This window comes from Kitasatospora sp. NPDC127067, assembly GCF_042724755.1.
GTDB classification, from domain to species: Bacteria; Actinomycetota; Actinomycetes; order Streptomycetales; family Streptomycetaceae; genus Kitasatospora; species Kitasatospora lactacystinica.
In genome coordinates this window covers 1-25236 of sequence record NZ_JBHXEM010000094.1, presented here as the reverse complement: position 1 = coordinate 25236, position 25236 = coordinate 1, and the positions used below count along the sequence as shown (strand labels likewise).

The following is a 25236-nucleotide window of genomic DNA, read 5'->3' as shown; positions in this document are numbered from 1 at the left end:
CTCCGGCAGCCGCCCGGCGGCAGACACCTGCCCGCTCCCGCAGCCGTCGGACCGGCGCCCATGACGTCCGGGGTGAGGACTGTGCTGGACGCCGCACGGCTGGAGGACCTCGCGAAGGGGGCGCTGGTGCTCGCCGCGGGCGCCGAGCACTCCTCGCACCGGGCGAGCCTCGACTGGGCGCGGGCCGCGATCGGCGCGCACGGGCCGGTGCCGCTGATCGGGGCCGGGGCGCTGGGCGCCGGACGGATGTGCGTGACCGTCAGCCTGCTCGGATCCTCGGCGGCGCTCGCCGAGTACCTGCCCACCGGAGAGGAGCCCCGCCGGGCCGTACGGGCGCTGGAACGGCGCCTGGGCCGGACGGCAGACGCCGTCGTCGCGCTCAACACCGCGGCTGAGAACGCCCTGCTCTCCGTCGTCACGGCGGCGTCGTGCGGGCTGCCACTCGTGGACGGGGACGGCTGCGGACGAGTGCTCCCGCTGCTGGAGCAGACGACATTCACGATCGCCGGGATCGATGTCGCACCGGTCGCCCTGGCCACGCCCGCCGGCGATGTGGTCGTCGTGGAAGCGGCCGGCAGCCGCGTGGAGGAACTGGTACGGCCGCTGGTCCTCGCGGCCGGGGGCTGGGCCGTCGCCGCCTGCTACGCCATGGATGGTGAGCGGCTGGCCGCCGCCGTGGTCCCGGGCACCGTGAGCCGGGCTCTGGCGGCGGGGCGTCCATCCCAGGGCGACCCTTTCGCTCCCTGGCAGCCACGACCCCGCAGGCTGGGCATCGGGCGGATCGCCGCCGTCGAGCACCCCGCCTCGCCGGGACCGGGCACCGCTGGGGGCGCGCCGCTGCCGTCCCGCCCGACCAGCGTGGTCGTCTCCGAGACCGAGGGCCTGCACCGTCGGTTCCGGCTGGAGGCGCACAACGAGATCCTGCTGGTCCTCGCCGACGGAGCACCAGTCGCGGCCGCGCCCGACCAGATCCTGATGCTGTCGGCGGCCGACCAGCGCGTGCTGGACGTCGAACGTGCCGTGCCCGGCATCGAGGTGGAGATCGTCGTGATCCCCGCCGCACCCGCCTGGCACTCCACGCAGGGCCGCCGACTGGCCGCCGCCGGCGGGCTCATCCTGCTGGACACCTCTCTGGACGCGGACACCGAAGGACCGGAGGAGACCCCGTGGTGAGACGCCCCGACCTGCCCGCGCCCATGACCGTCGCGGAGTTGGTGCAGTACGGCCCGCTGCCCGGAATCCGCATCCTCGGTGCGGCGGGACGCGACGGCGAGGTCCTGGACGTGCGCATCGTCGACCGACGGGAAGCTCTCGACGACCTGCGCCCGCACACCGCGGCCGTCCTCACCGACACCCTCGCCCGGACCGGATGGGTCGTGGAGATGGCCCTGCGCAAGGCCTGGGAGCACGCGGCCGCCTGCGTCGTCGTACCCGAGGCGGCGGTGGCCGCACATCCATCGGGAGCCCTCGCGGACCGGCTCGGGGTGCCGCTGCTGCTGATCCGCGAGGACGCACTGGAGGGCGCGGTACGGATCGCCTCTGCGGTGTCCCGGCCCGACGCCGGCCGGACCGCGCTGCTGGCACAGGCCGCCCAGCGGCTCGCCGACGCCGGGCCGCACGCCGAACGCGTGCTGGCGGCGCTGCACGCGGTGCTGCCCGCCACGTCCGTGGCGCTCACGGATCCGATGGGCGGGATGCTGACCGGTCGGCGGGCCGCGCTCGCCTCCGCGGACGCGGTACGGCTGGAGGTGCCGGGGCCCGACGGACGGCCGCTGGTGGCGCTCGTCGCGGACTCCCGTTCGAAGGAAGCGGGCTGGGAGGTGACGGTCGAGACGGTGCTGCGGCTGGCGGTCCCCGCACTGACCGCCTGGTCCGCCACCCGCCGCCTCGGCGAGGAACAGCTGGCCCGACGGAGCGAACTGCTGCTGGAGCGCCTGACGCACGGTTCCCCGGAGCAGGGCGAAGAAGCCCGCGAGCGGATCCGCACCGAAGCGGCGGCGCTCGGCTGGCCGCTGTCCGGCCCGATGGTCGCGTTCGCTCTGCGGCTGGCCGCGGACCCGGGCACCGGGACCGAACCAGGACCGGCGCTGCGCGCGCTGTGGGCCAAGTACGGCGTCGGCGGGCCGCTCGTCGCCCACGAGGACGGCTGGGTGTCCTGGCGGTCCGCGGCGGCCGACCTCCCGGACGCGGGCCCGGAGGTGTGGCTGCGGCAGGGCGAGACACAGCTGCTCGCGGCCGTCCGGGCCATCGCCGACCGCCTTCCGGTTGCCGGCGGGGTAGCCGGCCCGGCCACCGGCCCCGACACCCTCGGCGCGGCACTGGCCGACGCCCGGGCCGCTGCGGCGGTTGCCGCCGTGCCCGGCTCTGTGGTCCGGGCCGACCGCATGGGGCCGGCCCAGCTCCTGTCCGCGCTCCCCACGGCGGCTCTGCGGCGCCCCGCCGAGGTGGTACTGGCGCCACTGCTCCGCGCGGACCGGGACGGAGCACTGCTGCGCACCCTGGCCGTCGTGCTGGACCAGGGCGCGGCCCCGTCGGAGGCGGCGGAGATCCTAGGCGTTCACCGGAACACGGTCTCCGCCCGCCTGGAGCGCATCCGCGCGCTCGGCTTCGACCCCGACGACCCGGCCCAGCGCCTTCCGCTGCACCTCGCCTGCCGCGTCCTGCTCATGGGATCCGAGTGAGACCGGACGGGTCGACACCGGGACGGCACAGCGGGAAAACCCTCGTCTTCCCCGGCCGGCGCGTGGGGACGCGGCGGGGAAGACGAGGGAGTGGGCCCGGTCGCCGTGCAGGGGGACTTGGCAACCGGGCCCGGATCAGGGGTGGTGGGGCAATCCGTCAGGCATCGACGCCGTAGGCGGCCGCCGCCCGTTCGCGGGTGAGCAGGCCCTGCCGGAGGTCTTCCCGTACGGCGTCGGCGGGGCGCTCGGCGACCGGGCCGAACCCGCCGCCTCCGCCGCTCTCACAGCGCAGCACGTCGCCCCGGCGCACCGCCAGCGCGTTGACCTTGAGCAGTTCACGCTCGTCGTCCCGGCCGGGATTGAGGACGACGTTCGGCGGGGCGCCCTCGCCGCCGCCGAAGACGCCCCAGGCGGGGGTGACCGAACGCTCCCACCACAGGGACAGGTTCTGGTCGGCCTCGAAGCGGTACTCGCGCACCACGCCGTTGCCGCCGCGGGTGCGGCCCGCGCCGCCGGAGTCGGGGCGGACGGCGTACTCGGTGACGCGCACCGGGAAGAGGGTCTCCAACACCTCGACGGGCATGTCCCGCAGGGAGCCGTTGACGTTGTTGATCAGGCAGGACTCGCCGTCGTCGGTCTGCCAGGCGCCCCAGCCGCCGACGGTGGCCTCCTGGGAGACGAAGAGCCGGCCGTTGCGCGGGTCGGTCCCGGTGAACTGCACGATCATCGAGTCGCCGTAGCTGGCGGCGGCCGCCCGGGCGGGCACCGCGGGCGCGAGCGCCTTGACGACCAGGTCGATGACCAGCCCGAGGTGGGAGTAGTAGTACTGACAGGCCGCCGGCTCGACGGCGGCGAGCATCGAACCCGGCCGGGTGACCACGTCGAGCGGCCTGAACGATCCCCCGTTGAGCGGGACGTCGCCGCTGACCAGCAGCTTGTAGCCGACCCGGCAGGCGGCGACGGTCTGGGCCGCGCCGCAGTTGACGGGGCCGGTGGCCTGGTCGGCACAGTCGGTGACGTCCATCGTCATCCGGTCGCCGGAGATCTCGACGCGCACGGTGACGTGCAGCGGGGTGTCGAGGTCGATGCCGTCGTTGTCCAGGTGGCCGGTCGCCTCGTAGACGCCGTCCGGGATGGCGGCGATCTGCTCGCGCTCCAGCTGCTCGGTCTGGGTGAAGATCGAGTCCCGCGCGGCGAGGACGGTCTCCAGCCCCCAGCGGCGGACGATCTCGGCGAACCGGCGGGCGCCGGTGCGGGCGCAGGCGACCTGGGCGCGCATGTCGCCGAGCGTCGGCTGCGGGAAGCGGACGTTGCGGGCGATCAGCGAGTGCGCCTGCTCGCAGGGCTCGCCGTTCTCGTAGATCTTCAGGGGGCCCATCCGCAGGCCCTCCTGGTAGATGGACGTGGAGTCCATCGAACCGCCGGGGTCCTTGGAGCCCATGTCGATCCAGTGCGCCCGCGAGGCGGCGAAGCCGATCAGCTCGCCGCCGGTGTCCTCGCTGAAGATCGGGGCGTATACGGTGACGTCGTTGAGGTGGGTGCCGCCGATGTACGAGTCGTTGAGGACCCAGACGTCACCGGGACGCCAGACCTGTGCGCCGTACATCTCCTCGGTGGCCCGGGTGCACACCTCCAGGTTGCCCAGGAAGATCGGCAGGCCCGAGGACTGGCCGAGCACGTTGTGGTCCCGGTCGAGCAGAGCGACCGCGCAGTCCTTCGCCTCGTAGATGGTGGGCGTGTAGGACGACCGGATGAGCGTGGTGTTCATGTCCTCCGCGGCCTGCAGCAGCGCGCAGCGGATGATCTCGGTGGTGACCGGGTCGATCGCCCGGGTGCCGGTGGCCGTCATGCCGAAACTCCAACCTTGATTCCGACCTCGATGACGAGGAAGCCGTTCTCGTCGACGGTGACCGACGAGTCGGGCGGGACGACGGTGGTGGAGGTGGCCTCCACGATGACGGCGGGTCCGTCGACGCGCTGTCCGGGCACCAGCCGCTCGCGGCGCAGGACCGCGGTGTCGTGCGGTCGGCCGGCGAAGACGACCTGACGCCGCTGCACGGTGTCGGAGGCGTTCTCGTCGGCGTTGTACGGCACGGCCGCGATCTCGGGCAGCGCTCCAAGCGCGGTGCTGCGCAGGGTGACGAACTCGACCGGTGCCTCGGGCGTGGCGTGCCCGTAGCGGCGTTCGTGCAGCTGGGCGAAGCGCGCGGCGGCGGTGGCGAGGAAGTCGTCGGCGGCCGGCTCGGCGGCGAACAGCAGGGGCACGGCGAGGGTGTAGTCCTGGCCCGCGTACCGCATGTCGACGACGTGCTCGACGCGCCGCCGCTCCACGGGGACGCCCTGCTCGGCGAGTTCGCCCAGTGCCTCGTCCTCCAGGGCGGCCAGCGTGCGGGCCATGGCCTCGCCGTCGAGGTCGGCGCCCGAGGTGAAGAACTGCCGGGTCAGGTCACGGCGGACCTCGGTGCCGAGCATGCCCCAGGCGGAGAACGCCCCGGGGAAACGCGGCACGACGACCTCGCGGATGCCGAGCTCACGGGCGATCTCGACGGCGTGCATCGGGCCCGCCCCGCCGAACGCCAGCAGGACGAACTCCCGGGGTTCCAGGCCGTGTTCGACGGTGAGGGTGCGGATCGCCTGGGCCATCTTGGCGTTCGCGACGTCGCAGATGCCGCCCGCCAGTTCCAGCGGGTCCAGGCCGAGTTCGTCGGCGAGGGTGCCGACGGCCTGGCGGGCCGCGGCGACGTCGAGCGTCATGTGGCCGCCGGCGAACCACTCCGGATCGACCCGGCCGAGCACCGCGTTGGCGTCGGTGACCGTGGCCCGGGTGCCGCCGCGGCCGTAGCAGGCGGGCCCGGGCACGGCACCGGCCGACTCCGGGCCGACGCGCAGCCCGCCGGCCTCCGCGTAGGCGAGGGAGCCGCCGCCGGCGCCGATGGTGTGCAGGTTGACCAGCGGCATGAGGACCGGAAAGCCGTCCGCCGAGCCCTCGTTGGAGACGTCGGGGCGGCCGTTGAGGACCAGCGAGACGTCGAAGGAGGTGCCGCCCATGTCCACGCAGATCGCGTTGGGACGGCCCAGCAGGCCCGTGGCCGCGGCCCCGCCCATGGTGCCGCCGACCGGCCCGGACAGCAGCGTCTGGAGCGGGTGGCGGCGGGCGTGCGCCGCGTTCACGATGCCGCCGGAGGACTGCATCACCTGGACCGGGACGGTCAGGCCGTGCTCGGCGAACCGCCCCTCGATCCGGCTCAGGTACCGGCGCACGACCGGGCCGGTGTAGGCCTCCAGGACGGCCGAGGACGTCCGCTCGTACTCGCGCCATTCGCCGGCCACCTGGTGCGACAGCACCACGACGACGTCCTCGCCGAGCTCCTGCTCGAGGATCTTCGCCGCCAGCAGCTCGTGGTCCGGGTTGACGTACGAGAAGAGGAACGAGACGGCGACCGCGTCGAAGCCCTCGTCCTTCGCGCGCCGGGCGGCGGCCCGTACGGCGTCCTCGTCGAGCGGTTCGAGCTCGGCGCCGCGCCAGTCCAGGCGGCCGCCGGCCTCCACCGTGTCGCAGCGGTCGACCAGTGGCTTCGGCTTGCGGTAGTGCAGGTCGAACATCCGGTCCCGGTTGCCCCGGGCGATGTGGTAGACGTCCCGCATGCCGGCCGACGTGACCAGAAGGACGCGGGCGCCCTTGCGCTCCAGCAGGGCGTTGAGGCCCTGCGTCGTGCCGTGCACGAAGAAGGAGATGTCGCCGGGCGAGTCCACCGCCCGGCCCAGCGAGGCGAAGACCCCCTCGGCCAGGTCTCCCGGCGTCGTCGGCGCCTTGGCCGCGAAGAAGGTACCGCTGTCCTCGTCATAGGCGACGACATCGGTGAACGTCCCACCGATGTCCATGGCCACTCGATACGTCATGCCGCCTCCCGGCTTTCTCCAAGGGATCGCCGAGGACGCTAGCCCGGGTCCTCCGGGCAGGGCTGTGCGTGGCGCACTGGCGCAGGACCGCGACAGTGCGCCGTGCCTGGTTCAGTGCTCCCCGGTCGGGACCCCGCCCGGCTGCTGCACGTCCTCGTGCAGGTGGACGATGCGCCACGCAGCGCCCCCGCCACGCCGCAGGACGGCAGTGTTGCGGACCAGCTCGGGGCGCAGTTCTCCGGCGTCCGGGTCGGGTGCGAAGTCCACCCGCAGCCAGAAGCGCAGCACCGCGATGTCACCGAAGACGTCCACGACCTGTCCGTACGGCTCCAGCCCGGTTTCCACCGGCCCGTCGCCCGCAGCCGGGCGGGCCTCCCGCACCCGGTCCAGGTCCGGCTTCCCGAGGAGCAGCTCGGCGGTTCCGGAGTCCCAGACGGTGGCCTCCGGGTCGAGGCAGGCGTCGATCCGGGGGCGGTCGCCGGCCGCGTAGGCCTCGTACATGGCGGTGATCACCTGCCACACGGCTGCGGCGTCGGCCGGTTGCGCGCCCGGGCGGGCGCCGACGGGGAAACGTGGGAATACGGGCATGGCGGGCCTCCTGAGGGCTGCGGGTGAGGGGAGCGCGGCCGGTCGAGCGGCGGCGGGCAGCCAACCTACACACTCCGGCGACCGGATCGGGCCACCCGGTGGGGACGATCGTGGGTCCGAGCTCCTGGTTCGCGGATCGCGCGTAGGACCGGTGATGGTGGCCGCCCCTGCTTCGGGGAACGCGAGGCTGCCTCGATGGTGCCGTCTCGCAACTGCGGCGAGGCGAGGTCGGCCGGTTCATCCCCTGCCGAACTGCGAAAGCCTCGGCCGAGCAGATCGTCGATGCGGCGCTCAGCCGCCGCACGACTGCCCGGTAGCGCCCAGGCTCCGTCCGACCGCGATTGTCGTCCGCGCACGCGCCGAAGGCGGCGAGTCAGCTGCGCGGCGCGCTCCGGAAGCCTGCCGTGGCGGCGACCGAGGGCGGCCTGCTCGCGCGGCCCGAGGTGAACTTGTGCCGTGCCCGAGGAATCCTTGAGTCAGCGGACGCGCGAAGCGAGATGATCGCCATGGACACACCAGCGGCGGGCGACAGCCGGCCCAGCGGCCCCCTCATCACGGGTGTGGCCATGGCGATCGCGACTCCGGACGGAGTACTGACGGGCTGGAGCCCCGGCGCGCAGCGGCTGCTCGGGTACTCCGCGTCCGACGCTGCGGGCCGACCTGCAGCGGATCTGCTCGCGTCGCCGCTTCCGCAGGTGGCTCGCGAGCGGCTGGCACGGCAGGAGCAGTGGGTCGGCCGGGTGGTTCTGCGCCACCGCGACGGCGGCCCGGTGGAATGCCGACTGTGTGTGCGTCCGCTGCCCGCCGGTGACGGGCGGGTCAGCTGGCTGTTCGAGGCCGCCCCGCTGGGGCAGGGGGACGACCGCGACAGCGACCCGATGGTCCACTGGGCGTTCGACCAGTCCCCGTTCGCCCAGGCGATCTACGACACCGAGGGCAGGTTCCTGCGCGTCAACGCGGAAATGGTGCGGCAGCTCGCGGCCACGGAGGAGCAGCTTCGCGGGCTTCGGATCACGGAGCACATGCCGGACCCCCTGTTCGAGGTCCCGCAGCGCAGTGTCGAGCGCGTGGCGGCGACGGGTCGGCCGGAGCGGATCGAGAACCGCGTGCAGGTGCCGGGAGAGGCTTTCCCGCACGCCTGGATCGTCCACCTCGCCCCGCTCAAGGACCCGGCGGGACGGGTGCACGCCGTGCAGCAGACCGTGCTCGACTTCTCCGAGCAGGCGTCGGCCCGGAGAAGTCTGGCGCTGCTCGACGAGGCCAGCAGGCGCATCGGCAGCAGCCTGGATGTGGCCCGCACCGCCCAGGAGCTGGCCGACGTGGCCGTGCCCGCCTGTGCGGACTTCGTCTCGGTGGATCTGCTCGACGCCGTGCTGCAAGGGGATGAGCCGGCACCGATCCGTACCGGCGGGCGCCTGGTCCTGCGCCGGGTCGCCGTCCGCTCCGACGTGCCGGGTGTCGTCGCGGCCGGCGAGCCGGCCGGCTATCCGGAGTCCTCACCGCATGCCCGCTGCCTGGCCGGCGGCCGCGGTATCGTCCACCGGATCACCGACGCCGAGATCACCCACTGGCTCGCCCATGACCCTGACCGGGCGGCCTGGATACGCCGACACCGCCCGCACTCGCTGCTCGCCGTTCCGCTGCGGGCCCGCGGCGTGAACCTCGGCGTCGTCCTGTTCACCCGTCTGGCCGCGTCCGCCGCACCCTACGGGCAGGACGACCTGGAGATCGCCGAGGAACTGGCAGCACGCGCAGCGGTCTGCATCGACAACGCCCGCCGCTACACCCGCGAGCGCACCACCGCCCTCACCCTCCAGCACAGCCTGCTGCCACAGGAGAATCCCGAGCAGGCCGCCGTCGACGTCGCGGGCCGCTACCTGCCCGCAGGCTCGAAGGCCGGTGTCGGCGGTGACTGGTTCGACGTGATCCCGCTCTCCGGAGCCCGGGTCGCCCTGGTCGTCGGCGATGTCGTCGGCCACGGCATCCACGCCTCCGCCGCCATGGGGCGCCTGCGCACGGCAGTCCGCACCCTCGCCGACGTCGATCTGGCCCCCGACGAGCTGCTCGCGCATCTGGACGACCTCGTCATCCGGGTCGGCACGGGACAGGAGTGCGCTGACGCGCCACCCGGAGAACTCGGCGCCACCTGCCTGTACGCCGTCTACGACCCCATCTCCCGCAGGTGCTCGCTCGCCGGCGCCGGCCACCCCTGGCCCGCTCTGGTGATCCCCGACGGCACCGTGGACTTCATCGAACTGCCCAGCGGCCCGCCACTGGGACTGGGCGGGCTACCGTTCGAGTCCGTCGAAACCGAGCTCCCCGCAGGAAGTCTCCTCGCGCTGTACACCGACGGCCTGATCGAAGCCCGCGGTCGCGACATCGACACCGGCCTGAACGCCCTGCGCACGGCCCTCGCCGGCTCCGTCTCCCCGCCAGGCGCCGCCCTGGACCTCGACACTCTCTGTGACACCGTCCTGAAGGCGCTGCTCGACGAGCGGCCCGCCGACGATGTCGCGCTGCTCATCGCCCGCACCCGCACTCTGGACGCCAGGCATGTCGCCTGCCGGGACCTGCCCGCCGATCCGGCTGTCGTCGCCGAGGCCCGTGCGTGGACGACCGCGCAGCTCCAGGCGTGGGAGCTGGACGAGCTGGCCTTCGTCACCGAACTCACGGTGAGCGAGCTGGTGACCAACGCGATCCGCTACGGTGCCTTGCCCATCCAGCTGCGGCTCATCAAGGACCGCACGCTGATCTGTGAGGTCTCCGACGCCAGCAGCACCGCACCGCACGCGCGTCGCGCCCGCATCTTCGACGAGGGCGGCCGCGGCCTGATGATGGTCGCCCAGCTCACCGAGCGTTGGGGCACGCGGCACACCGGCACCGGCAAGACCATCTGGGCCGAGCAGTCGCTCCCTCGTCCACCTGTGCTGTGAAGATGCGGCCGGCGTCCGGCCGGCACTGCTCGCCACCGTCGGCGCCACCGAGTCACACGTCGGTGTGCCGGCCGTCGTGGCGGGCCTGAAGGTCGTTCAGGGTCTCCTGGAAGCTGCGGATCAGTGCGGTGAGGCCGGTCTCGAAGGCCTGCTCGCGGAAGTCGGGTGGGGCGTTGCGCAGCGGGTCGAGTCCGGGTGGGAGCGCCTCGTCCTTCCAGGCCGCGTCGTGCGGGTGGTTGAGGTGGAGTGCGGAGCCGATCAGGAGGTACTCGATGGACTGGACGACCGCGAGTACGTGCTCCTCGGGCCAGCCGGCTTCCCGCAGCATGGCGAACGCGCAGGCGTAGCCCTGTAGGGCGGTGGCGGACCGGGTCGGCCGGGAGGAGAGCAGCGGCACCATGTTCGGGTGGCGGGCGAGCGCGGCGCGGTAGGAGCGGGCCCAGGCGTCCAGGGCTGCGGTCCACGGCCGGACGGTCGGATCGAGATCCATCTCGGCGACGATGAGGTCGCCGATACCGTCGATGATCTCGTCGCGGCTGGCGACGTAGTTGTAGAGCGACGGGCCCTTGGCGCCCAGTCGGGCCGCGATGCGGGTGGTCGAGAGCGCGGCGGCGCCTTCCTCGTCGACCAGGGCGAGGGCGGCCCGCATGATTCCGTCCCGGGTCAGCAGCGGTCGTGGCGGCCTGCCCATCTGTTGGTCCTCTCGTCGACTGGTGGTTACCCCCGGGTATTGGTCCCTCGTCGCGGACTAGTGTACGTTCTCGCCCAGGCAAAACTACTGGTTCTAGTTTTAGGGATGCCTGCGGATTTGGCCTGGCGTCCTCCCCTGTGGCGCCAGGCCAAGGCCGCGAAGGGCAACTCGCCTTCGCGGCCCGGACTTCGGCCGCCCCCACGTGCTCCCTCAATGAGCCGGTAGCCACCCGGGTTCCTCCTGCGGTGGACCTTGCCGACCCGCCGTCTGGCATGCCCTTGACATCTTGTTGATCGCCTGCCACCCGGACGGGTTTCCCTGCCCGCCTTACGCCGAAGGTGACCCTCCGCATGTCCGTGCGCACCCTCGCGCTGCCGGCGCTCGTCGTCTCCGTGGTGCTCTCGCTCAGTGCCTGCGACCCGTCGAGCCCGACGGCCCAGCCCGCCGACCGCGCGCCGTCCACCACGCCGACGCCCGTCGTGTCGGCCACCCAGGCGGTCGGCTCGTCGGCCGTTTCGCCGGTCTCGCCGCTGGCCGCCCCGATCGTCCCCGGTGCTCAGGTGGCGGCCACCTCGTCCCCGTCCGGGACGCCGACCGTCGCGGCCGGGGCGGCGGACCTCAAGCCGGCCTCGTACGACCGGCAGAGCGGCAAGGCCGTGCTCGCCGTCGTCACCGACAACAGCAAGGGCGCGCCGAGTCCGTCCGCCACCGCCGCGGCCACCGCCGCCGTGCAGACCGGCCGGCTGATCGACAGCCCGCCGTCGGCCGCCGCGCCGCAGGGCGCGCTGCTGGCGATCACGGCCGTCAAGCCCGCCGGCGCCCGGAAGGTGCAGGTCGAAACCCGCCCGGCCACCATCTCCGAACTGCTCGGCCAGACCTGGGCGAACATCAAGGCCGCGCTGGATCCGCACAAGATCCAGGTCACCCCCAAGGTCAAGGACCTCAAGGTCTCCTACGTCCCCGCGGCCCGACGGGGGCAGCGGCTCGGCCTCGGCCGCGCTGAGGCTGGACGCGAACGACACCGTCCCGCTGCCCGGCGGCTCCACGGCTTCGCTGACGGGCTCGCTCGAACTCGACCCGAGCGTTGTCTTCTCCTACCGGGGCACCCACGGCATCCTCGCTCCCGAGGAGGCCGAGGTCGGCTTCGACCTGAAGGCGCACGCCGACTGGCACCTCACTGTCGGCCTGACCGGGTCCACCGACCCGACCAGCACCACCGTCACCCCGGTCAAGGCCACGTTCACCGGCTTCGCAGCGCCCTGGTCGCTGAGGGTTCGGTCGCGCTCTACGACGCGCTGGGCGTGAAGGCGACCGTCAGGCCGTACCTGCGGGCCGATGTGCGGGGCACGGTCATGGTCGCAGTCGACGGCAGCGGCGGCCTCTACGGCGGGCTCGACGTGGACGGGCCGCGCTGGCGAGGATCGCCGTCCTCGGCACCCCGCTGTTCGAGGAGGACCTGCCCTTCACGCTCTACCGCCAGGAATGGACCCTCGTGGCCGGCTCGCGCCACAGCAGCACGAACCCGGGTGCCACGCCGACCACCTGACCGACCGTCCGTCCGTCCCTCCATCACAGTGAAAGCCGAGTTCCAGACATGACCATCAAGGCAAAGCTCGTCGCCACCGCGACCCTGACGGCCGCGATCACCGCCGGTCTCGCCACCCCCGCCGTCGCCGCCCCCGCTCCCGCGGCCCCTGTCGCCACCACCGATTCGGTGGCAGGCAGCGGCAGCGCGGTGACCGAGCAGCAGTGGCTGGCCGACGTCACCGCCGCGATCGCGCCCGCCCGCGCCTACGTCGAGCAGCGCACGGCCGAGCCGACCGACGAGACGCCCGCGATCGTCTTCGACATCGACAACACCACCCTCGCAACGCACTTCCACCCGTTCACCATGCCGGGCATCCCGCCGGTGGTGGAGCTGGCGCAGTACGCCCACTCGCGCGGGGTCGCGATCATCTTCGTCACCGCACGCGTGGACTTCATCGAACCCGTCACCCGGTACAGCCTGGAGAAGGCCGGCTACACCGTCGACGAGCTGCACGGACGTGGCCTGGGCGACCTCTTCAAGCCGGTGCAGCAGTACAAGACGGACGAGCGGATCAAGGTCGAGAACGAGGGCTACACGATCATCGCCAGCATCGGCAACAACTGGACGGACCTCAACGGCGGCCACGCCGAGCAGACCTTCAAGCTGCCGGACTACAACGGCCTGCTCTCCTGACCCACCCCACCGGGGCGATCCACATCATCCGGGGCCCGGCCGCTGCGCCGGACCCCGGGCGGTTCCCATGCCGAAGGCGAGCGGGGACGGTCATGAGGCACATCGGTATCCGTGCCAAAGGCCCCCGCCTCCGCTACCGGCATCGCCGAGGAGGCCCTGAGGCCGGCAGGCACCCACCTCGAACATGTCTCCACTACCCCCACAAGCAGGGTGCGGGGCGGGCGTCCTTCCTCGGAAGCGTCTGGCCGCGTTCCCTGGCTCCGGCGGGAAGCCGAATGCTCGGCCACACGCACTGCCCCGGTCTTCTGGTCGTCCGGCACGACAATCGCTGGGTGGAGTTGTCCGCCCGCACACATCGCCAGTGCGGCTCGGCGGGTGAGCGTCCGGAGGAACGACCTGACGGGGAAATCCTCGGCGCGCTCAATGAAGACGGCATGCCATCAGTGTGCTCGCGACCACTGGCAGCGCCCCCGCGGCCCAGTAACGCCCATCTGGACAGGGCGGGCGGCGACGACCGGCGGGTGCTGGCGGGTGCTGGCGGCGCTGGGATTCCGAAGGAACCTGCCGGCCCCGGGCGCTCGCCGAAGGCCCGGCCGACGCGGGGCGGCGAAAAGGTTGGTGTTCAGGGCCGACGGAACCGGGTAACGTCTTGGTCATGTTCTTCCAGACCCCGATTTACGAGTGAGTGCGTGATGGGCCCCTGCTGACGTCCTTCGACGTCGCGGCCCGTCCCCCACCGATGAATCCGTAGATCACTTCACTTCACTTCACTTCACCACCGGGAGAACCCACGACCGTGAGCAAGAACATCAACAACCCCGTGGGCATGGGCGGCGGCCAGCGCAAGAGGCAGTCCCGCGCCGAACGGCAGAACAACGGTCCGCACCGCAACCTCGACCGCCAGGGTGCAGCCGACCAGAAGGCGGAGCTGGTGCGCAAGATGCGCGAGAAGGCAGGAACGGCTGAGGGTGCCGGGCAGGCGGGCGGCGACACCGTACAGGGCTGACGCACCGCCGCCGCAGCGCGGCACCGCACGGGGGCAGGGCTCGGACCGCGACGCGCGGTCCGAGCCCTGCTGCCGTACCGGGCGCGGCCGGTCCCGCTCAGCTCTCGGCCGACCACCCGCGTCTCGGCTCAGCCGACCACCCGGGGCAGCCGCAGAATCGGCAGCCCCGTCACTGCCACCACCCCGAGCTGCACCAGCAGCTCAGCACGCCCCCGTGCCCAGCCCGGGCAACACCGCAGCCGGCGGCGGCAGAGGATGCGGACACGGCCGCAGGACAACACTGGTGGACACCTCGGTGGGACAACCGCGAAACCCGCTGGCCAGAACGACTCCGGCGGACAGGCCGATGCGGAACCCACAGGCGGGCCCTGCTGAAGGGTCGACAGATTGTCGTCACCCGCAGTGACCGAGTCCCTGGGACCATTTGGGGACCAGTTTGGGACCACGACTGGTGAGCGCCTATGAGCGCCTGTGGGCGATAACAGACATCTATGTATGAACTTGAACCCGGTTGGGCATCGAGCGGGTTCGAGTCCTGTCGACCGTGGATCTTCAGATGAGTCTCAACTTTCCTTGTTTTCAGTGCAGTTGAGATTCAAGAAAGCCGAGGCCTTGAGGTCTCGGCTGCCGACAATAGTTGAACCCCTTGACTGGGGGGCAAGGGGTTGCAGGTTCAAATCCTGTCGTCCCGACAGTATGTCGGAAGGCCGTTGGCTGGGAGAAATCCCAGGTCAGCGGCCTTTTTGCTGATGGTGTGGCAGGTGGTGGGCGGCCGCGGTGCCGCCGTTCTGCGATCTTGCCAGGGGCTTGTCGGGGACCGCAGCTGGTGGCCGGAGGGTCGCCGAAACCCACTGCTCGGCCAGCCGCGTTCTCCGGGCGCCGCGCCACAGTGCCACGGCGCTGCCGACGGGTGTGTGGACCCGGACCCTCGGCGACCCTGAAGGACCCGGCGGCAGCTGCCGCCGGGTCCTTCAGGCGGGGCGGCGTGGTGGTCAGTTCGGTCGGGTGGCCGTCCAGCGTTGTGTTGAACTCCTCGATGGCGTCCTGCTGTTCGGCCCCTGGCAGGGTGCGGGGCAGGTCAGCCAGGGCCACCGGTGGTGGGTGCGGTCCTGAGGGGGGACGAGGAGGGCTGAGGGCGCTGCGCGCGCCGTGAACCGCCGGACACCGCCCGGCCGGGGCGGTGTCCGGCGGTTCGACCGTCCTCCAGGTCCGGTGCGGCGGCTGTACGGCCTTCCCGCGCGGCGTCCCGGGCGGTGGTTCCGCCGGGGGCCGTGGTGGTTGGGGTCAGTGGTGTCCCTGGGGACCGAGGACGGGTTCGCGCCCGTTTCGTCGTGCGGTGCGTATGGGTGGGGGGGAAGGTGTCCGCCTGCGGCTGGGTGGCCGGTCGGCCGGTGGGGCATCCGGGGCGCAGGGGCCACCACAGGCTGCGGCCGAGGAGCGCGGCCAGGGCGGGCACCAGGACGATGGACAGCAGGAACGCGGCGAGCAGGATGCCGAGCGCGGTCGCGAAGCCGATCTGCTGGGTCGAGGGCTGCGGGGTCACGGCGAGGCTGGCGAAGGAGCCAGCCAGGACGAGGCCCGCGGTCGCGATGGCCGGGGCGGTGTGCCGGAGGGCGCGTGCGACGGCGGCCCGGGGCGGACCGGGGTGTTCCATCTCCTCCCGGATCCGGTCGCTGATCAGGATGTTGTAGTCGGTGCCGAGCGCGACCACGAACAGGAACAGGACCAGGGGCAGGGGCAGGGGCAGGGGCAGGGGCAGGGTGAAGTTGACGCCCGGCTTGCCCATCGCGTGCTGGAACAGCAGGGCTGCCGCGCCGAGGGTGGCCGCGAAGCCGAGGCCGACCGAGAGCATCAGGACCACCGGTGCGAACAGGTCGGTCCTGGCGGCCTGCCGGTCCTCGCTCAGGACCGGCTTGGTGACCTGGCCGACGCCGGTGACCCGGGTGAGGCCCTGGGTGAGGCCGTCCAGCGCGCCGGGGGAGAGCGGGCCGGCGCCCTCGGTCTCGACGTGGACGCTGGTCGGGTCCACCACGCCGGCGGGCAGGGCGCGGGAGATCTCGGCGGCGGTGGTCCGGGAGGCAGTGCGCGGTCCGCCGCCCAGGCCGTAGTCCATCCTGATCCCGGCGAGCCCGCCGGCCAGGGCGGCCAGGAGGGCGAGCGACGCGAGGACCATGACCACGGGCCTGCGGGCCACCAGGTCGGCGAAGCGGGCGGCGGCGCCGTCGCGGGGCACGGTCTTGAGGACGCGTGAGGGCCAGAACAGTGCGCGTCCGCAGGCCGCGAGTACGGCGGGCATCAGGGTGAGGCCGGCGAGCAGCATGACCAGGACCGAGACCGCGACGGCCGGGCCGAGCACCCGGAACTGTCCGAAGCCGGCGACCCCGAGGGTGGTGAAGGCGGCGACGATGGTGAGCGCGGCGGAGGTGATCGCGGCCTACGAGACCGGCCTGGTCGCGAGGCCCGGTCCGCGAACGCGGACGGACGGCTGAAGCCGGCGGAGCGGGGCTGTCCGGTGTCCGGCGCCCGCGCGCGGGGGCCGGTCCGAGGGGTGGGTCAGCGGCAGAGGGCCGCGTCCAGGGCGGCCGCCATGTGCTGTGCGCCGTCCGCGCCGGGGACGGTGGTGACCGTGATGGTGGCGGCGCGGCCGTCGTCGGTGACGCCGCCGCGGGAGCGGTAGCCGGGGGAGGTGCCGCCGTGGCCCCAGGCCGGGCCGCCGCAGGAGAGCGGCCTGCTCTGCAGGCCCAGACCGTAGCGGACACCCGGGCCCAGGGGTTCGGCGGGGACGGTGGTGCGCATCTGGGCGAGCTGTGCCGGGGGCAGGAGCCGGCCGCCGAGGAGCGCGGTGAAGAACGAGTTGAGGTCGGTGTTGGTGGTGACGATCGCCCCGGCCGCCCAGGCGATCGAGGTGTCCGTGTCGGTGTAGTCGACCGGGGGCGCGTCCGGCGTGCTGCGGAAGTAGCCGTGGGGGTGGGCCTCGTGGACGGTGGTGTCGCCGGGGGTGGGGAAGTAGGTGTGGCGCAGGCCGACGCGGTCGATGACGTGCTTGGTGATCTCCTCTCCGACGGGTCGTCCGGTGACCTTCTGGACGAGGAGCCCGGCGACGATGTAGTTGGTGTTGCTGTACTCCCAGTCGGTTCCCGCGGGGAAGTGGGCCTTCTGGGCGAGGGCGCCGTCGAGGAGGTCGCGGGGCTCGAAGTAGCGGTACTGCACGGCGGTGAAGTCCGAGAGGGCGGGGGCGTCCATGTATTCGGGCAGGCCGCTGGTGTGCTGGAGCAGTTGACGGACGGGAATGCTGGACGCGGCTGTGCGGGTTCCGCGCGCCGAGGCGTGCCGGGGCGCGCGGAACCCGGTGGTGGTGCCGGTGCGGATCGCGGATGCTCAGGCCGGACCGGGGACGGTCCGCGGGGTCAGCGGCACAGGGCCGCGTCCACCGTGGCCTTGACGTGCTGCTCGGCCTCGTCGCCCGGGATCACGGTCACCGCGATGCCGGCGGCGCGGCCGTCGTCTGTGGCGCCCCCGGCGGTGTAGTAGCCCGGGATGGTCCCGCCGTGGCCCCAGTACAGGCCGCCGCACGACAGCGGATGGCTCACCAGGCCCAGCCCGTAGCGGACGCCGGGACCCACCTCGTCGGCGGGGACGGTGGTGCGCATCTGGGCGAGCTGTGCCGGGGGCAGGAGCCGGCCGCCGAGGAGCGCGGTGTAGAAGCGGGTGATGTCACTGGGGGTGGAGACGACGGCGCCTGCCGCCCAACCCCAGGACGGGTCCAGCTCCGTGTAGTCGCGGAGCGAGCCGTCGGCTTCCCGGTTGTAGCCCTTGGGGTGGGCCTCGTGGATGGTGGTGTCGCCGGGGGTGGGGAAGTAGGTGTGGCGCAGACCGATGCGGTCGACGATGCGCCGGTTGACCTCCTCGCCGAGCGGCCGCCCGGTGACCTTCTGGATGATCAGGCCGGCCAGCAGGTAGTTGGTGTTGCTGTACTCCCAGCGCGTACCCGGGGCGAAGTGGGCTTTCCGGGCCAGAGCCGCGTCGAGGAGCTCGCGCGGTTCGTAGTACCGGTTCGGGCCGGTGAGGATGGAGTCCTTGTCCACGTACTCGGGCAGGCCGCTGGTGTGCTGGAGCAACTGTCGGACGGTGATGTCGCGTCCGTCGATGCCGTCGCCGCGCAGCAGGCCGGGCAGGTAGGTCTCGACGGGCTCGTCGAGGCCGACCTTTCCCTCGGCGACGAGCTGGAGGACGACGACGGCGGTGAGGGTCTTGGTGTTGCTGCCGATCCGTACCTGCCCGTCGACGGGGGGCTTGGCCCCGGTGGCGAGGTCGCCGACGCCGGCGGTGTAGGTGCGGGTGCGGCCGTCGCGGCCCTTCACGGAGGCCAGCGCGGCGGGCAGACCGTCGTCCTTCACCAGCGCGTTCAGGCTCTGCTGGACGCCGTCCGGCTTGCCGCCCGCGAACGCCGCGCTCGGTGCCAGCGCCCCGGCCGCCATGACACCGGCGGCCACGGCGGTCACGACCGCCACCGTCCGGTGCCGGCCGCCCCGGCGGGAACGCTGGACGCGGCTGTGCGGTGTGTTCTCGTGCACGGAGGAACCCCTCTGGATGGACCGTTCCGGTGATTTCCGGCCTTGGTCAAGAGGACCATTCAGAGGCGGGGGAGTTCGTCCGCACCCAGGACGAGACCGAACCTGGGAGCCGGCTCCGGGAGATGCCCCCGGGCAGGACCGTGCTCCTGGCCCAGGGCGGGGACAGGACCACCCGCCACGCCCGCGGGCCAAAGCACGTGCCGGCCGGCCGGCACCGGGCTGCCCGGGGCTGGTTCCGTCGGCCGCGTGCGGCCGGCCTACTGCCTGCCGGAGCGAGGCCTCGGGAGGCGGCGGGTGGCGCGGGCGGAGACCAGGGCCAGTGTGCCGAGGCCGACCAGCAGGGTCGCGCCGGTCGCGTAGAGCAGCTCTTCGGCGCCCGTGTTCGGCAGCTCGTTCGGGTGCTTCGGGGGCTGCGTCGGCAGGGGTGCCGGTGTGCTGGTCGCGGTGATTCGGGCGGTTGCGGGGGCTGAGGTGGTGGGTGGGCCGTTGGGTGGGGTTCCGTGGGCGGTGGCGGTGTTGGTCACGGTGCCCGCGTCGATGTCCGCCTGGGTGACGGTGTAGGTCGCGGTGCAGGTGGTGGAGGCGCCGGGGGCGAGCGTGGTGACCGGGCAGGTCGCCGTGGGGGAGGTGCCGGTGCCGGAGAACTGGGTCTCGGTCACTCCGATGTCGGTGAGGTCGACGTTTCCGGTGTTGGTGACCAGGTAGGAGTACGTGACGGCCTGGCCCTCGGTGGAGACGGTCGTCGGGGAGGCGGACTTGGCGATCGTCAGCGCCGGTGTGCCGGGCGCGGTGATCCGGGCGGTTGCGGGGGCTGAGGTGGTGGGTGGGCCGTTGGGTGGGGTTCCGTGGGCGGTGGCGGTGTTGGTCACGGTGCCCGCGTCGATGTCCGCCTGGGTGACGGTGTAGGTCGCGGTGCAGGTGGTGGAGGCGCCGGGGGCGAGCATGGTGACCGGGCAGGTCGCTGTCGGGGAGGTGCCGGTGCCGGAGAACTGGGTCTCGGTCACTCCGATGTCGGTGAGGTCGACGTTTCCGGTGTTGGTCACGAGGAAGGAGTACGTGACGGCCTGGCCCGCGGCGGAGACGGTCGTCGGGGAGACGGACTTGGCGATCGTCAGCGCCGGGGTCGAGGGCGGTGTCGCCGCGTTGAAGGAGTCCGAGGCCGTGACGGTGATGCCTGCGGTGGTGGTGGCGGTGACCGTGGAGGTGTCGGTCTCCTGGGTGCCGGGCTCCATCGCCGGGATGGTCCCCGTGCAGTCGAACGTCGCGCCCGGCACGAAGGGGCCGGCCCAGGTCGTACCGGTGGCCGGGCCGCCCAAGGGGGAGAAGTCGCAGGACAGGCCGGTGAGGGCCGGGCCGGACGTCGTGCTGTCGGTGACCTCCACGTTGCTCAGCACCAGAGACCCGTTGTTCCTGACGGTCATCGTCACCGGCGTCGGAGTGCCGGCGGGGACGGACTTGCCGGGTGCCGTGTTGTGGTCGCCGTTCGTCGGGCCCTCGTCGGTGGAGAACTTGACGATGGAGAGGTTGTTCCCGCCGCCGGAGTTGTTCCAGTTCGGGTTGTCCAGCGAGGTTCCGGCATTCTGGCTGGTGCCGTCCCCCATGGCGACCACGACGGTGTCCGAGAACTGCTTGAGGGTGTTGTCCGTGATCGTCACCGGCAGGATCAGCCCGACGCTCGTGTTCGCCGGGACGGTGACGGTGACCGAGATGCCGGTCGGAGTGCACGAGTTGAGGGTGGCCGTGCCGGTGTAGGTGACGTCGTTGCCCAGTGTGTTGGTGGCCGTGTCCAGGTTCTGCTGGGCGATGGTGGACGCGGGATCGGTGGAGTAGGGGAGTGCCAGCCCCGGCACGAACGCCGCGCAGTTGAAGGCCTGGCCGGCCTGGGCGGTGTCCGTGAACGTGGCCGTGGTGGCCGTCGTGCTCGCCGGGGTGTGCATCACCCAGACGATGTTCGTGTCCGGGAAGGCGGTGCCGGTGTAGATGAGCCCGTACTTCTCGGCGTTGGCGGGATTGCGGGGCGGCCACGGCTCGACGACGATCGGGGTGGTGAACGTGACCCCCGCGTTCGTCGTGTAGACGAGGTCCTGCGCGCCGTTGTTGTTGGTCGACAGCTGGGCGCTGATCGTGGTCTGCCCGCAGACGCCCGTGTGCGTCTCGACATAGGCGCCCATGGTGTATGTGACGACGGCGGGCTGGCCGGCGATGGTGGCGGTGCCGATGGCCGCGCCGGTGCCGTCCAGCACGGTCTGCGTGCCGGACGGGAAGTTCGCGAGCTGCGCCGGCATCGTGACCGAGAAGGTGTCACCCGCATGGCTGCCGTCCGGGACGCACCAGGTGATCTGCGTGGTGACGGTCATCCCGGGATGGAGCGGCGCGGACGGCGATCCGGCCCAGGTGGTGGCGATACCGGTGATCGCATTGATCGAAGCGCTGTACGCGGGGGTCTGCGCCCCGTGGATCAGCAGGGCCGCGAGCGCGGCCAGCACGACGACGGTCTGTCTGAGGGCAGGCCGCATCATTGCCAGTGGTGGCATTGCTTCTCTCCTAGGAAATCCGGCGAACTCCATCCCGGAGCCGGTCGGCCTCCGACACCGCGGCCGATCGGCTGCGGGTGCGGGGTGTTCGCCGTTGAGTCGCGTCGGCCGAATCCTTTCGGCGGCCGTTGAGTCCCTGGTGCGCGTCGGCGCCGGTCACGCTATGGAGCTTCTCGTCATCACCCGCGACCTCCTCGGGGCCGGAACACCTGAATGGCTCTGCCGGGATCCGGGCCGGCCCACACGCATTCGGGCGTACCGGCTTCCGTCCGGTTCGCCGAAGCGCGGTGAACGCGCCTCGTCGGCATGACGTGGGTCGGCTCGCAGCAGTGCGAGACGACGCACCGTCACATGCTTGATGCACAGCAGATGGTACGTGTCGGTACAGATCTTCCGGCGATTCTCCATACCTGGCGCGTCGAGGGCGCGCAAGTCGAGGAGGAAACGCGATCCGGCCCGACCGGCCCGACCGGCCCGACCGGCCCGACCGGCCCGCACCGTCGGAGCTGCCGAAGCACCGGGCCGGGGGGCGAAGGCCGGGCCGGTGAGGCCGACAGGGGGTGATGGGGCCGGAAAAGCGGACAGGGACCGGTGCCGGGTGGCGCCGGTCCCTGTCGGGCCGCGGGGGTGGGGCGAGATCAGTAGGAGTCGGGGGTGTGCTGCTGCGGCGGGTGGGTGTCCCTGGGGGTGAAGGCGGTGGCCCAGGGGGTGGTGACGGTCTCCAGGACGCCGGGCGCCCGGGCCGGCGCCGGGGCGGGCTGCGGGGGGAGGGGTTCGGCGGCGCGGAGCTGGTCGATGCTCCTGGTCATGCCCGTCTTGAGGCGGGGCGTCAGGGGCTTCTCGATGAGCCGGTGGACCAGCCAGGAGGCGACGAGCATGCCGGTGACGACGATGGCGACCGCCGTCCAGGGCTTGGTGCCGTGGTCGTAGAGGGCGCGCAGGGCGGTCCAGCCCATGGCCTCGTGGAGGAGGTAGAGGGGGTAGGTGAGGGCGCCGGCGAAGGTGAGCCAGCGCCACTGGATCCGGGAGCCCCAGCCCATGGCCACCGCGGTGATCACGAGGTAGGAGAGGGTGGTCAGCAGGACGGCGGGCCAGGTCGGCAGCTCGGGCCGGCCCAGGACGGTGTTCACGTCGTGCTGGTGCTGGATGGTGTAGAGCACCGAGAGGATCCAGCTGATCCCGACGATGCCGAAGAGCATGAGGTTGGGACCGTACCGGTGGACCAGGTAGAGCGCGAGGCCGGCGACGAAGAACGAGGAGACGTCCGACATCGCGAAGAACTCCAGGACCGGCCACTTGGTGCTCGCCGAGACGATGCCGGCGACCGTCCAGATCGAGCAGAAGGCCACGATCCGCCGGTAGGTCACGCCCTGCCACACCACGATGGCGAACAGCAGGTAGAAGCGCAGCTCGGCCCAGAGCGTCCAGTAGACGGCGTCCACGTTCGGGATCCCCAGACCCACGTGGAACATGGTGAGGTTCGCGAGGACCTGCTCGGAGGGGAGCGGCTGGCGTACGAGCGGCCACATCGTCACGACCGCGGTGGTGAGCAGGACGGCGAACCAGTACGCGGGGTAGAGCCGGATGACCCGGGAGCGGACGAAGTCGCCCACCGGACGGCCCCAGCTGCTCATGCAGATCACGAAGCCGCTGATCACGAAGAACAGGCAGATACCCGTCCAGAGGTACGCGGCGGGCGCGGAGGCGCGGTGGAACACCTGCTCGGCCGGCTTGCCCCAGGCGCTGATCTCGGGCTTGGTGCCGCCGCCGTAGCCGATGTAGTGGTGGAAGACCACCATCAGCGCGGCCAGGATACGCAGGCCGTCCAGGACGGCGAGACGGCCGCCCTTGGCGGACTTGCGGCGGCCCGAGGAACCTGGTCGTTGCCGGGGGAAAATGCTCACGGCTGACGATAACGCACGCCCTGTAAGCCGCTTGCAGGCCCCTGCGCATGACAGGGCAGGGCGGCGACGGGCTGCGGCAGGGCCTTTTCCCGTGGTCGAGGCAAGTGCTGGGAGGGGCGGGGCCGCCTCCGGAGGCGGGGCGGGGGCGGACGGTGTGGTCGGGGATGGCCGGGGACTGGCCGGGGGCGGACGGTGCGGTCGGGGAAGGCCGGGGACGGCCGGCCCTCGGGAGTTCCTGACGCGCGCGCCCTGGCGCGGGAGTGGGACCACCACCCCGCACCAGGACGCACGACGGATCGGCGCGCGGAGGGCGCGCCGGTCGGAGGACGTCGATCGGAGGGCGTCGGTCAGAGCGTGCCGGTGATCGTGGTGCCGGTGTGGTTGCCCGGGATGGCGGTGAGGTCGAGGTTCTCGGGGGCGGCCCAGGTGCCGTCGTTGTGGCGGGCGGTGAGCAGGACCTTGTTGTCCGTGGTGGCGATGGCGAACACGGCGTCGGTGTCGACGGGCGTGGCGCTGATGCTGGTGCCCGTGACGTTGCCGATGACGCCGCCGAGGGACGTCACGGGCTGCCAGGTGTGGTTGAGGTAGCGCATGGTGTGGTACTGGCCGTCGCTCGCGATGAGGGCGAGGTTGAGGTCGTTGCCCTGGCGGGAGACGGCGACGCCGCTCACCGGGCCGGTGCTGCCCGCGGCCTCGGAGACCGCCCCCCAGGTGCCCCAGCTTCCGGAGCCGGTGCGCAGGGTGTGGTAGACCTTTCCGCCGGCCACGGCCGCGATGTGCAGTTCGGGTCCGGCGTCCCCGGACGCTCCGGCGGCGGAGATGGCGGTGATGCCGTTGAGCGGGCCGGTGACGTCGGTGACCACGTTGAACGGGGTCCACTGGCCGGCGCCGTTGCGGATGGAGTGGTAGAGGGTGCCGTTGGCGACCACGACCACGTGCAGGTTGTCGCTGATGGAGGCGATGGAGACCTGGGTGATGCCGCTGAGGTCCGTGAGGGCGACGTTGAGGTCGGCGAACGTCTGCTTCCAGCCGCCGTCGAGGTTGCGGATGGCGTAGTGGAGGTGCCCGTCGCCGCCCAGGGCGATGATGTGGGTGTCGGCGTTGATGCCGGCCGAGGCGACGGCGCGCACCCCGCCGATGTTGCCGGCCGTGGCCTGGACGTCCTCGTACGGGGTCCAGGTGCCGTCGTAGAGACGGCTGGCGAAGTAGAGGTTGGCGTCGCTGCGCACCAGGGCCTGGGTCTTCCAGCCCAGGGACTTCGCCCGGGTCTGCTGCACCCAGCCGGCGACGTTGTCGACGCGGGTGTTGTAGGCGCCGGTGCGGGTCTCGGTCTCGCCGAGGCAGCCGCCCTGCCAGGAGCGGGAGGCGACGGCGACCAGCTCGGCCCTGCCGCCCGTCTCGCGGATCACGGGGGCGCCGGTGTCGCCCTTGCAGATCGCCGCGCCGCCGGTGCCGGTCGTGCCGAGGCCGGCGGCGGTCACGGTGTCGAGCGAGAAGGCACCGGAGTGGAGCTTGAGCGGAGCCCACTCGTCCTTGGTCCGGCCGTACGCGGGCACGCGCAGCGTCTGCCCGGCGGTCGGCGCGGCGGTGGCCACCGCCAGCGGGGCGATGCCGTCGACGGGCGTGGCCAGGCGGGCCATCACCAGGTCACGGCCGGCGTACGGCACCAGCTCGGACACCTCGGCGGTCCTGCCGCCGGTGGTGGTCAGGTCGGTGCGGCCGACGGTGGCGACGGTCTTCCACTTCGGCGCGCCGGCCGCCAGGGCCTGCGGCTGCGCCGGGTCGTCGGCGAAGCAGGAGGCGGCGGTGAGCACCCAGTTGCGGTCGACCAGCGCACCGGTGCATGCGCGCAGGGTGTCGCCGATCGCCAGGCGCGCGGTGAAGGCGTAGGACCCGTCGGCGGCCGCGTTGCCGACCACGGCGCCGGCTGGGGGCGTGGCGAGGGTCGTCAGGGATCCGGCGGCGAGGACGGCGGTCAGCGCGCCCGCCCGCAGGTTGCGGGACGAGGAGTTGCGAGGCATGAGTGGGCTCCCGAACGTGAGAGGTGGTGATGCGGGGGGTGGTGGTCAGCCGGTGACGGTCAGCTCGACGAGGGCGGCCGGGTCGCCGCCGGTGCCTACGCCGACTCCCTGGAAGCCGTTCGTGGGGACGTCGACGGTCTGGGTGGTGGTGCCGACGGTGAGGCCGGCGCGGACCGCGCGGCC

General features: G+C 72.4%; 16 protein-coding genes. 6 read left to right on the top strand and 10 right to left on the bottom strand.

Annotation, left to right across the window (positions count from 1 at the left end; genetic code table 11):
- Positions 1 to 81 precede the first annotated feature (81 nt).
- Together ACFWJ4_RS29685 and ACFWJ4_RS29680 are read left to right on the top strand one after the other, a co-directional pair.
- Positions 82 to 1173 (top strand): DUF917 domain-containing protein, encoded by a 1092-nt coding sequence (locus ACFWJ4_RS29685; protein ID WP_380549146.1) that lies wholly within the window; start codon positions 82 to 84, stop codon positions 1171 to 1173.
- Entirely contained in the window at positions 1167 to 2681 is a 1515-nt protein-coding gene (locus ACFWJ4_RS29680; protein ID WP_380549143.1) for a PucR family transcriptional regulator, read from the top strand. Before ACFWJ4_RS29685 ends, ACFWJ4_RS29680 begins: the two co-directional genes overlap by 7 nt.
- A 157-nt stretch (positions 2682 to 2838) precedes the next feature.
- Here ACFWJ4_RS29680 and ACFWJ4_RS29675 read toward each other — a convergent pair whose 3' ends face one another.
- The 3 genes from ACFWJ4_RS29675 to ACFWJ4_RS29665 all read right to left on the bottom strand — a co-directional run bounded on the left by ACFWJ4_RS29675 (position 2839) and on the right by ACFWJ4_RS29665 (position 7169).
- A complete protein-coding gene (locus ACFWJ4_RS29675) occupies positions 2839 to 4530 on the bottom strand; it encodes a hydantoinase B/oxoprolinase family protein (RefSeq protein WP_380549141.1) in 1692 nt (563 codons plus the stop codon).
- On the bottom strand, positions 4527 to 6581 hold the full coding sequence (locus tag ACFWJ4_RS29670; protein WP_380549138.1) for a hydantoinase/oxoprolinase family protein: 2055 nt from the start codon (positions 6579 to 6581) through the stop codon (positions 4527 to 4529). The genes ACFWJ4_RS29675 and ACFWJ4_RS29670 overlap by 4 nt, the downstream gene beginning before the upstream one ends.
- Before the next feature lie 111 nt (positions 6582 to 6692).
- Positions 6693 to 7169 (bottom strand): YybH family protein, encoded by a 477-nt coding sequence (locus ACFWJ4_RS29665; RefSeq protein ID WP_380549135.1) that lies wholly within the window; start codon positions 7167 to 7169, stop codon positions 6693 to 6695.
- 566 nt (positions 7170 to 7735) lie between these two features.
- On the opposite strand from ACFWJ4_RS29665, the gene ACFWJ4_RS29660 reads away from it, so the two are divergent.
- Complete coding sequence (locus tag ACFWJ4_RS29660) at positions 7736 to 10102, top strand: SpoIIE family protein phosphatase (protein WP_380549133.1); 2367 nt, start codon at positions 7736 to 7738, stop codon at positions 10100 to 10102.
- Positions 10103 to 10154: 52 nt separating this feature from the next.
- Here the strand turns inward: ACFWJ4_RS29660 and ACFWJ4_RS29655 are convergent, their stop codons facing one another.
- Complete coding sequence (locus ACFWJ4_RS29655; protein WP_380549131.1) at positions 10155 to 10793, bottom strand: TetR/AcrR family transcriptional regulator C-terminal domain-containing protein; 639 nt, start codon at positions 10791 to 10793, stop codon at positions 10155 to 10157.
- A gap of 350 nt (positions 10794 to 11143) precedes the next feature.
- On the opposite strand from ACFWJ4_RS29655, the gene ACFWJ4_RS29650 reads away from it, so the two are divergent.
- From ACFWJ4_RS29650 to ACFWJ4_RS29640, 3 genes are all read left to right on the top strand, one after another.
- Positions 11144 to 12391, top strand: coding sequence for a hypothetical protein (locus tag ACFWJ4_RS29650; RefSeq protein WP_380549130.1), 1248 nt, complete (start codon positions 11144 to 11146; stop codon positions 12389 to 12391).
- Positions 12388 to 13014 (top strand): HAD family acid phosphatase, encoded by a 627-nt coding sequence (locus ACFWJ4_RS29645; protein WP_380549128.1) that lies wholly within the window; start codon positions 12388 to 12390, stop codon positions 13012 to 13014. Before ACFWJ4_RS29650 ends, ACFWJ4_RS29645 begins: the two co-directional genes overlap by 4 nt.
- 796 nt (positions 13015 to 13810) lie before the next feature.
- A complete protein-coding gene (locus tag ACFWJ4_RS29640; RefSeq protein ID WP_063352004.1) occupies positions 13811 to 14020 on the top strand; it encodes a DUF6243 family protein in 210 nt (69 codons plus the stop codon).
- Between the two features lie 1078 nt (positions 14021 to 15098).
- On the opposite strand, the gene ACFWJ4_RS29635 is transcribed toward ACFWJ4_RS29640, so the two are convergent.
- The 6 genes from ACFWJ4_RS29635 to ACFWJ4_RS29610 form a co-directional block, all read right to left on the bottom strand.
- The gene (locus ACFWJ4_RS29635) at positions 15099 to 16427 is read right to left on the bottom strand and encodes an MMPL family transporter (protein WP_380549175.1); all 1329 of its coding nucleotides are present in this window, start codon (positions 16425 to 16427) and stop codon (positions 15099 to 15101) included.
- 146 nt (positions 16428 to 16573) lie between these two features.
- Positions 16574 to 17389, bottom strand: coding sequence for a serine hydrolase domain-containing protein (locus tag ACFWJ4_RS29630; protein ID WP_380549172.1), 816 nt, complete (start codon positions 17387 to 17389; stop codon positions 16574 to 16576).
- Positions 17390 to 17427: 38 nt separating this feature from the next.
- Positions 17428 to 18594, bottom strand: coding sequence for a serine hydrolase domain-containing protein (locus tag ACFWJ4_RS29625; RefSeq protein ID WP_380549126.1), 1167 nt, complete (start codon positions 18592 to 18594; stop codon positions 17428 to 17430).
- Between the two features lie 257 nt (positions 18595 to 18851).
- Entirely contained in the window at positions 18852 to 21128 is a 2277-nt protein-coding gene (locus tag ACFWJ4_RS29620; RefSeq protein WP_380549124.1) for an Ig-like domain-containing protein, read from the bottom strand.
- Between the two features lie 638 nt (positions 21129 to 21766).
- Positions 21767 to 23032 carry an acyltransferase gene (locus tag ACFWJ4_RS29615; protein ID WP_359899300.1) on the bottom strand — a complete coding sequence of 422 codons (1266 nt, stop codon included), beginning with the start codon at positions 23030 to 23032 and terminating at the stop codon, positions 21767 to 21769.
- Positions 23033 to 23379: 347 nt separating this feature from the next.
- The gene (locus ACFWJ4_RS29610; RefSeq protein WP_380549122.1) at positions 23380 to 25053 is read right to left on the bottom strand and encodes a trypsin-like serine protease; all 1674 of its coding nucleotides are present in this window, start codon (positions 25051 to 25053) and stop codon (positions 23380 to 23382) included.
- Positions 25054 to 25236: the final 183 nt, after the last annotated feature.

What these genes read in the sequence shown, in the direction of transcription:
- ACFWJ4_RS29665 (WP_380549135.1), bottom strand. Translation starts at nt 7,169, where the DNA reads ATGCCCGTATTCCCACGTTTCCCCGTCGGCGCCCGCCCGGGCGCGCAA.
- ACFWJ4_RS29675 (WP_380549141.1), bottom strand. Translation starts at nt 4,530, where the DNA reads ATGACGGCCACCGGCACCCGGGCGATCGACCCGGTCACCACCGAGATC.
- ACFWJ4_RS29620 (WP_380549124.1), bottom strand. Translation starts at nt 21,128, where the DNA reads ATGCCACCACTGGCAATGATGCGGCCTGCCCTCAGACAGACCGTCGTC.
- ACFWJ4_RS29655 (WP_380549131.1), bottom strand. Translation starts at nt 10,793, where the DNA reads ATGGGCAGGCCGCCACGACCGCTGCTGACCCGGGACGGAATCATGCGG.
- ACFWJ4_RS29610 (WP_380549122.1), bottom strand. Translation starts at nt 25,053, where the DNA reads ATGCCTCGCAACTCCTCGTCCCGCAACCTGCGGGCGGGCGCGCTGACC.
- ACFWJ4_RS29650 (WP_380549130.1), top strand. Translation starts at nt 11,144, where the DNA reads ATGTCCGTGCGCACCCTCGCGCTGCCGGCGCTCGTCGTCTCCGTGGTG.
- ACFWJ4_RS29670 (WP_380549138.1), bottom strand. Translation starts at nt 6,581, where the DNA reads ATGACGTATCGAGTGGCCATGGACATCGGTGGGACGTTCACCGATGTC.
- ACFWJ4_RS29645 (WP_380549128.1), top strand. Translation starts at nt 12,388, where the DNA reads ATGACCATCAAGGCAAAGCTCGTCGCCACCGCGACCCTGACGGCCGCG.
- ACFWJ4_RS29660 (WP_380549133.1), top strand. Translation starts at nt 7,736, where the DNA reads ATGGCGATCGCGACTCCGGACGGAGTACTGACGGGCTGGAGCCCCGGC.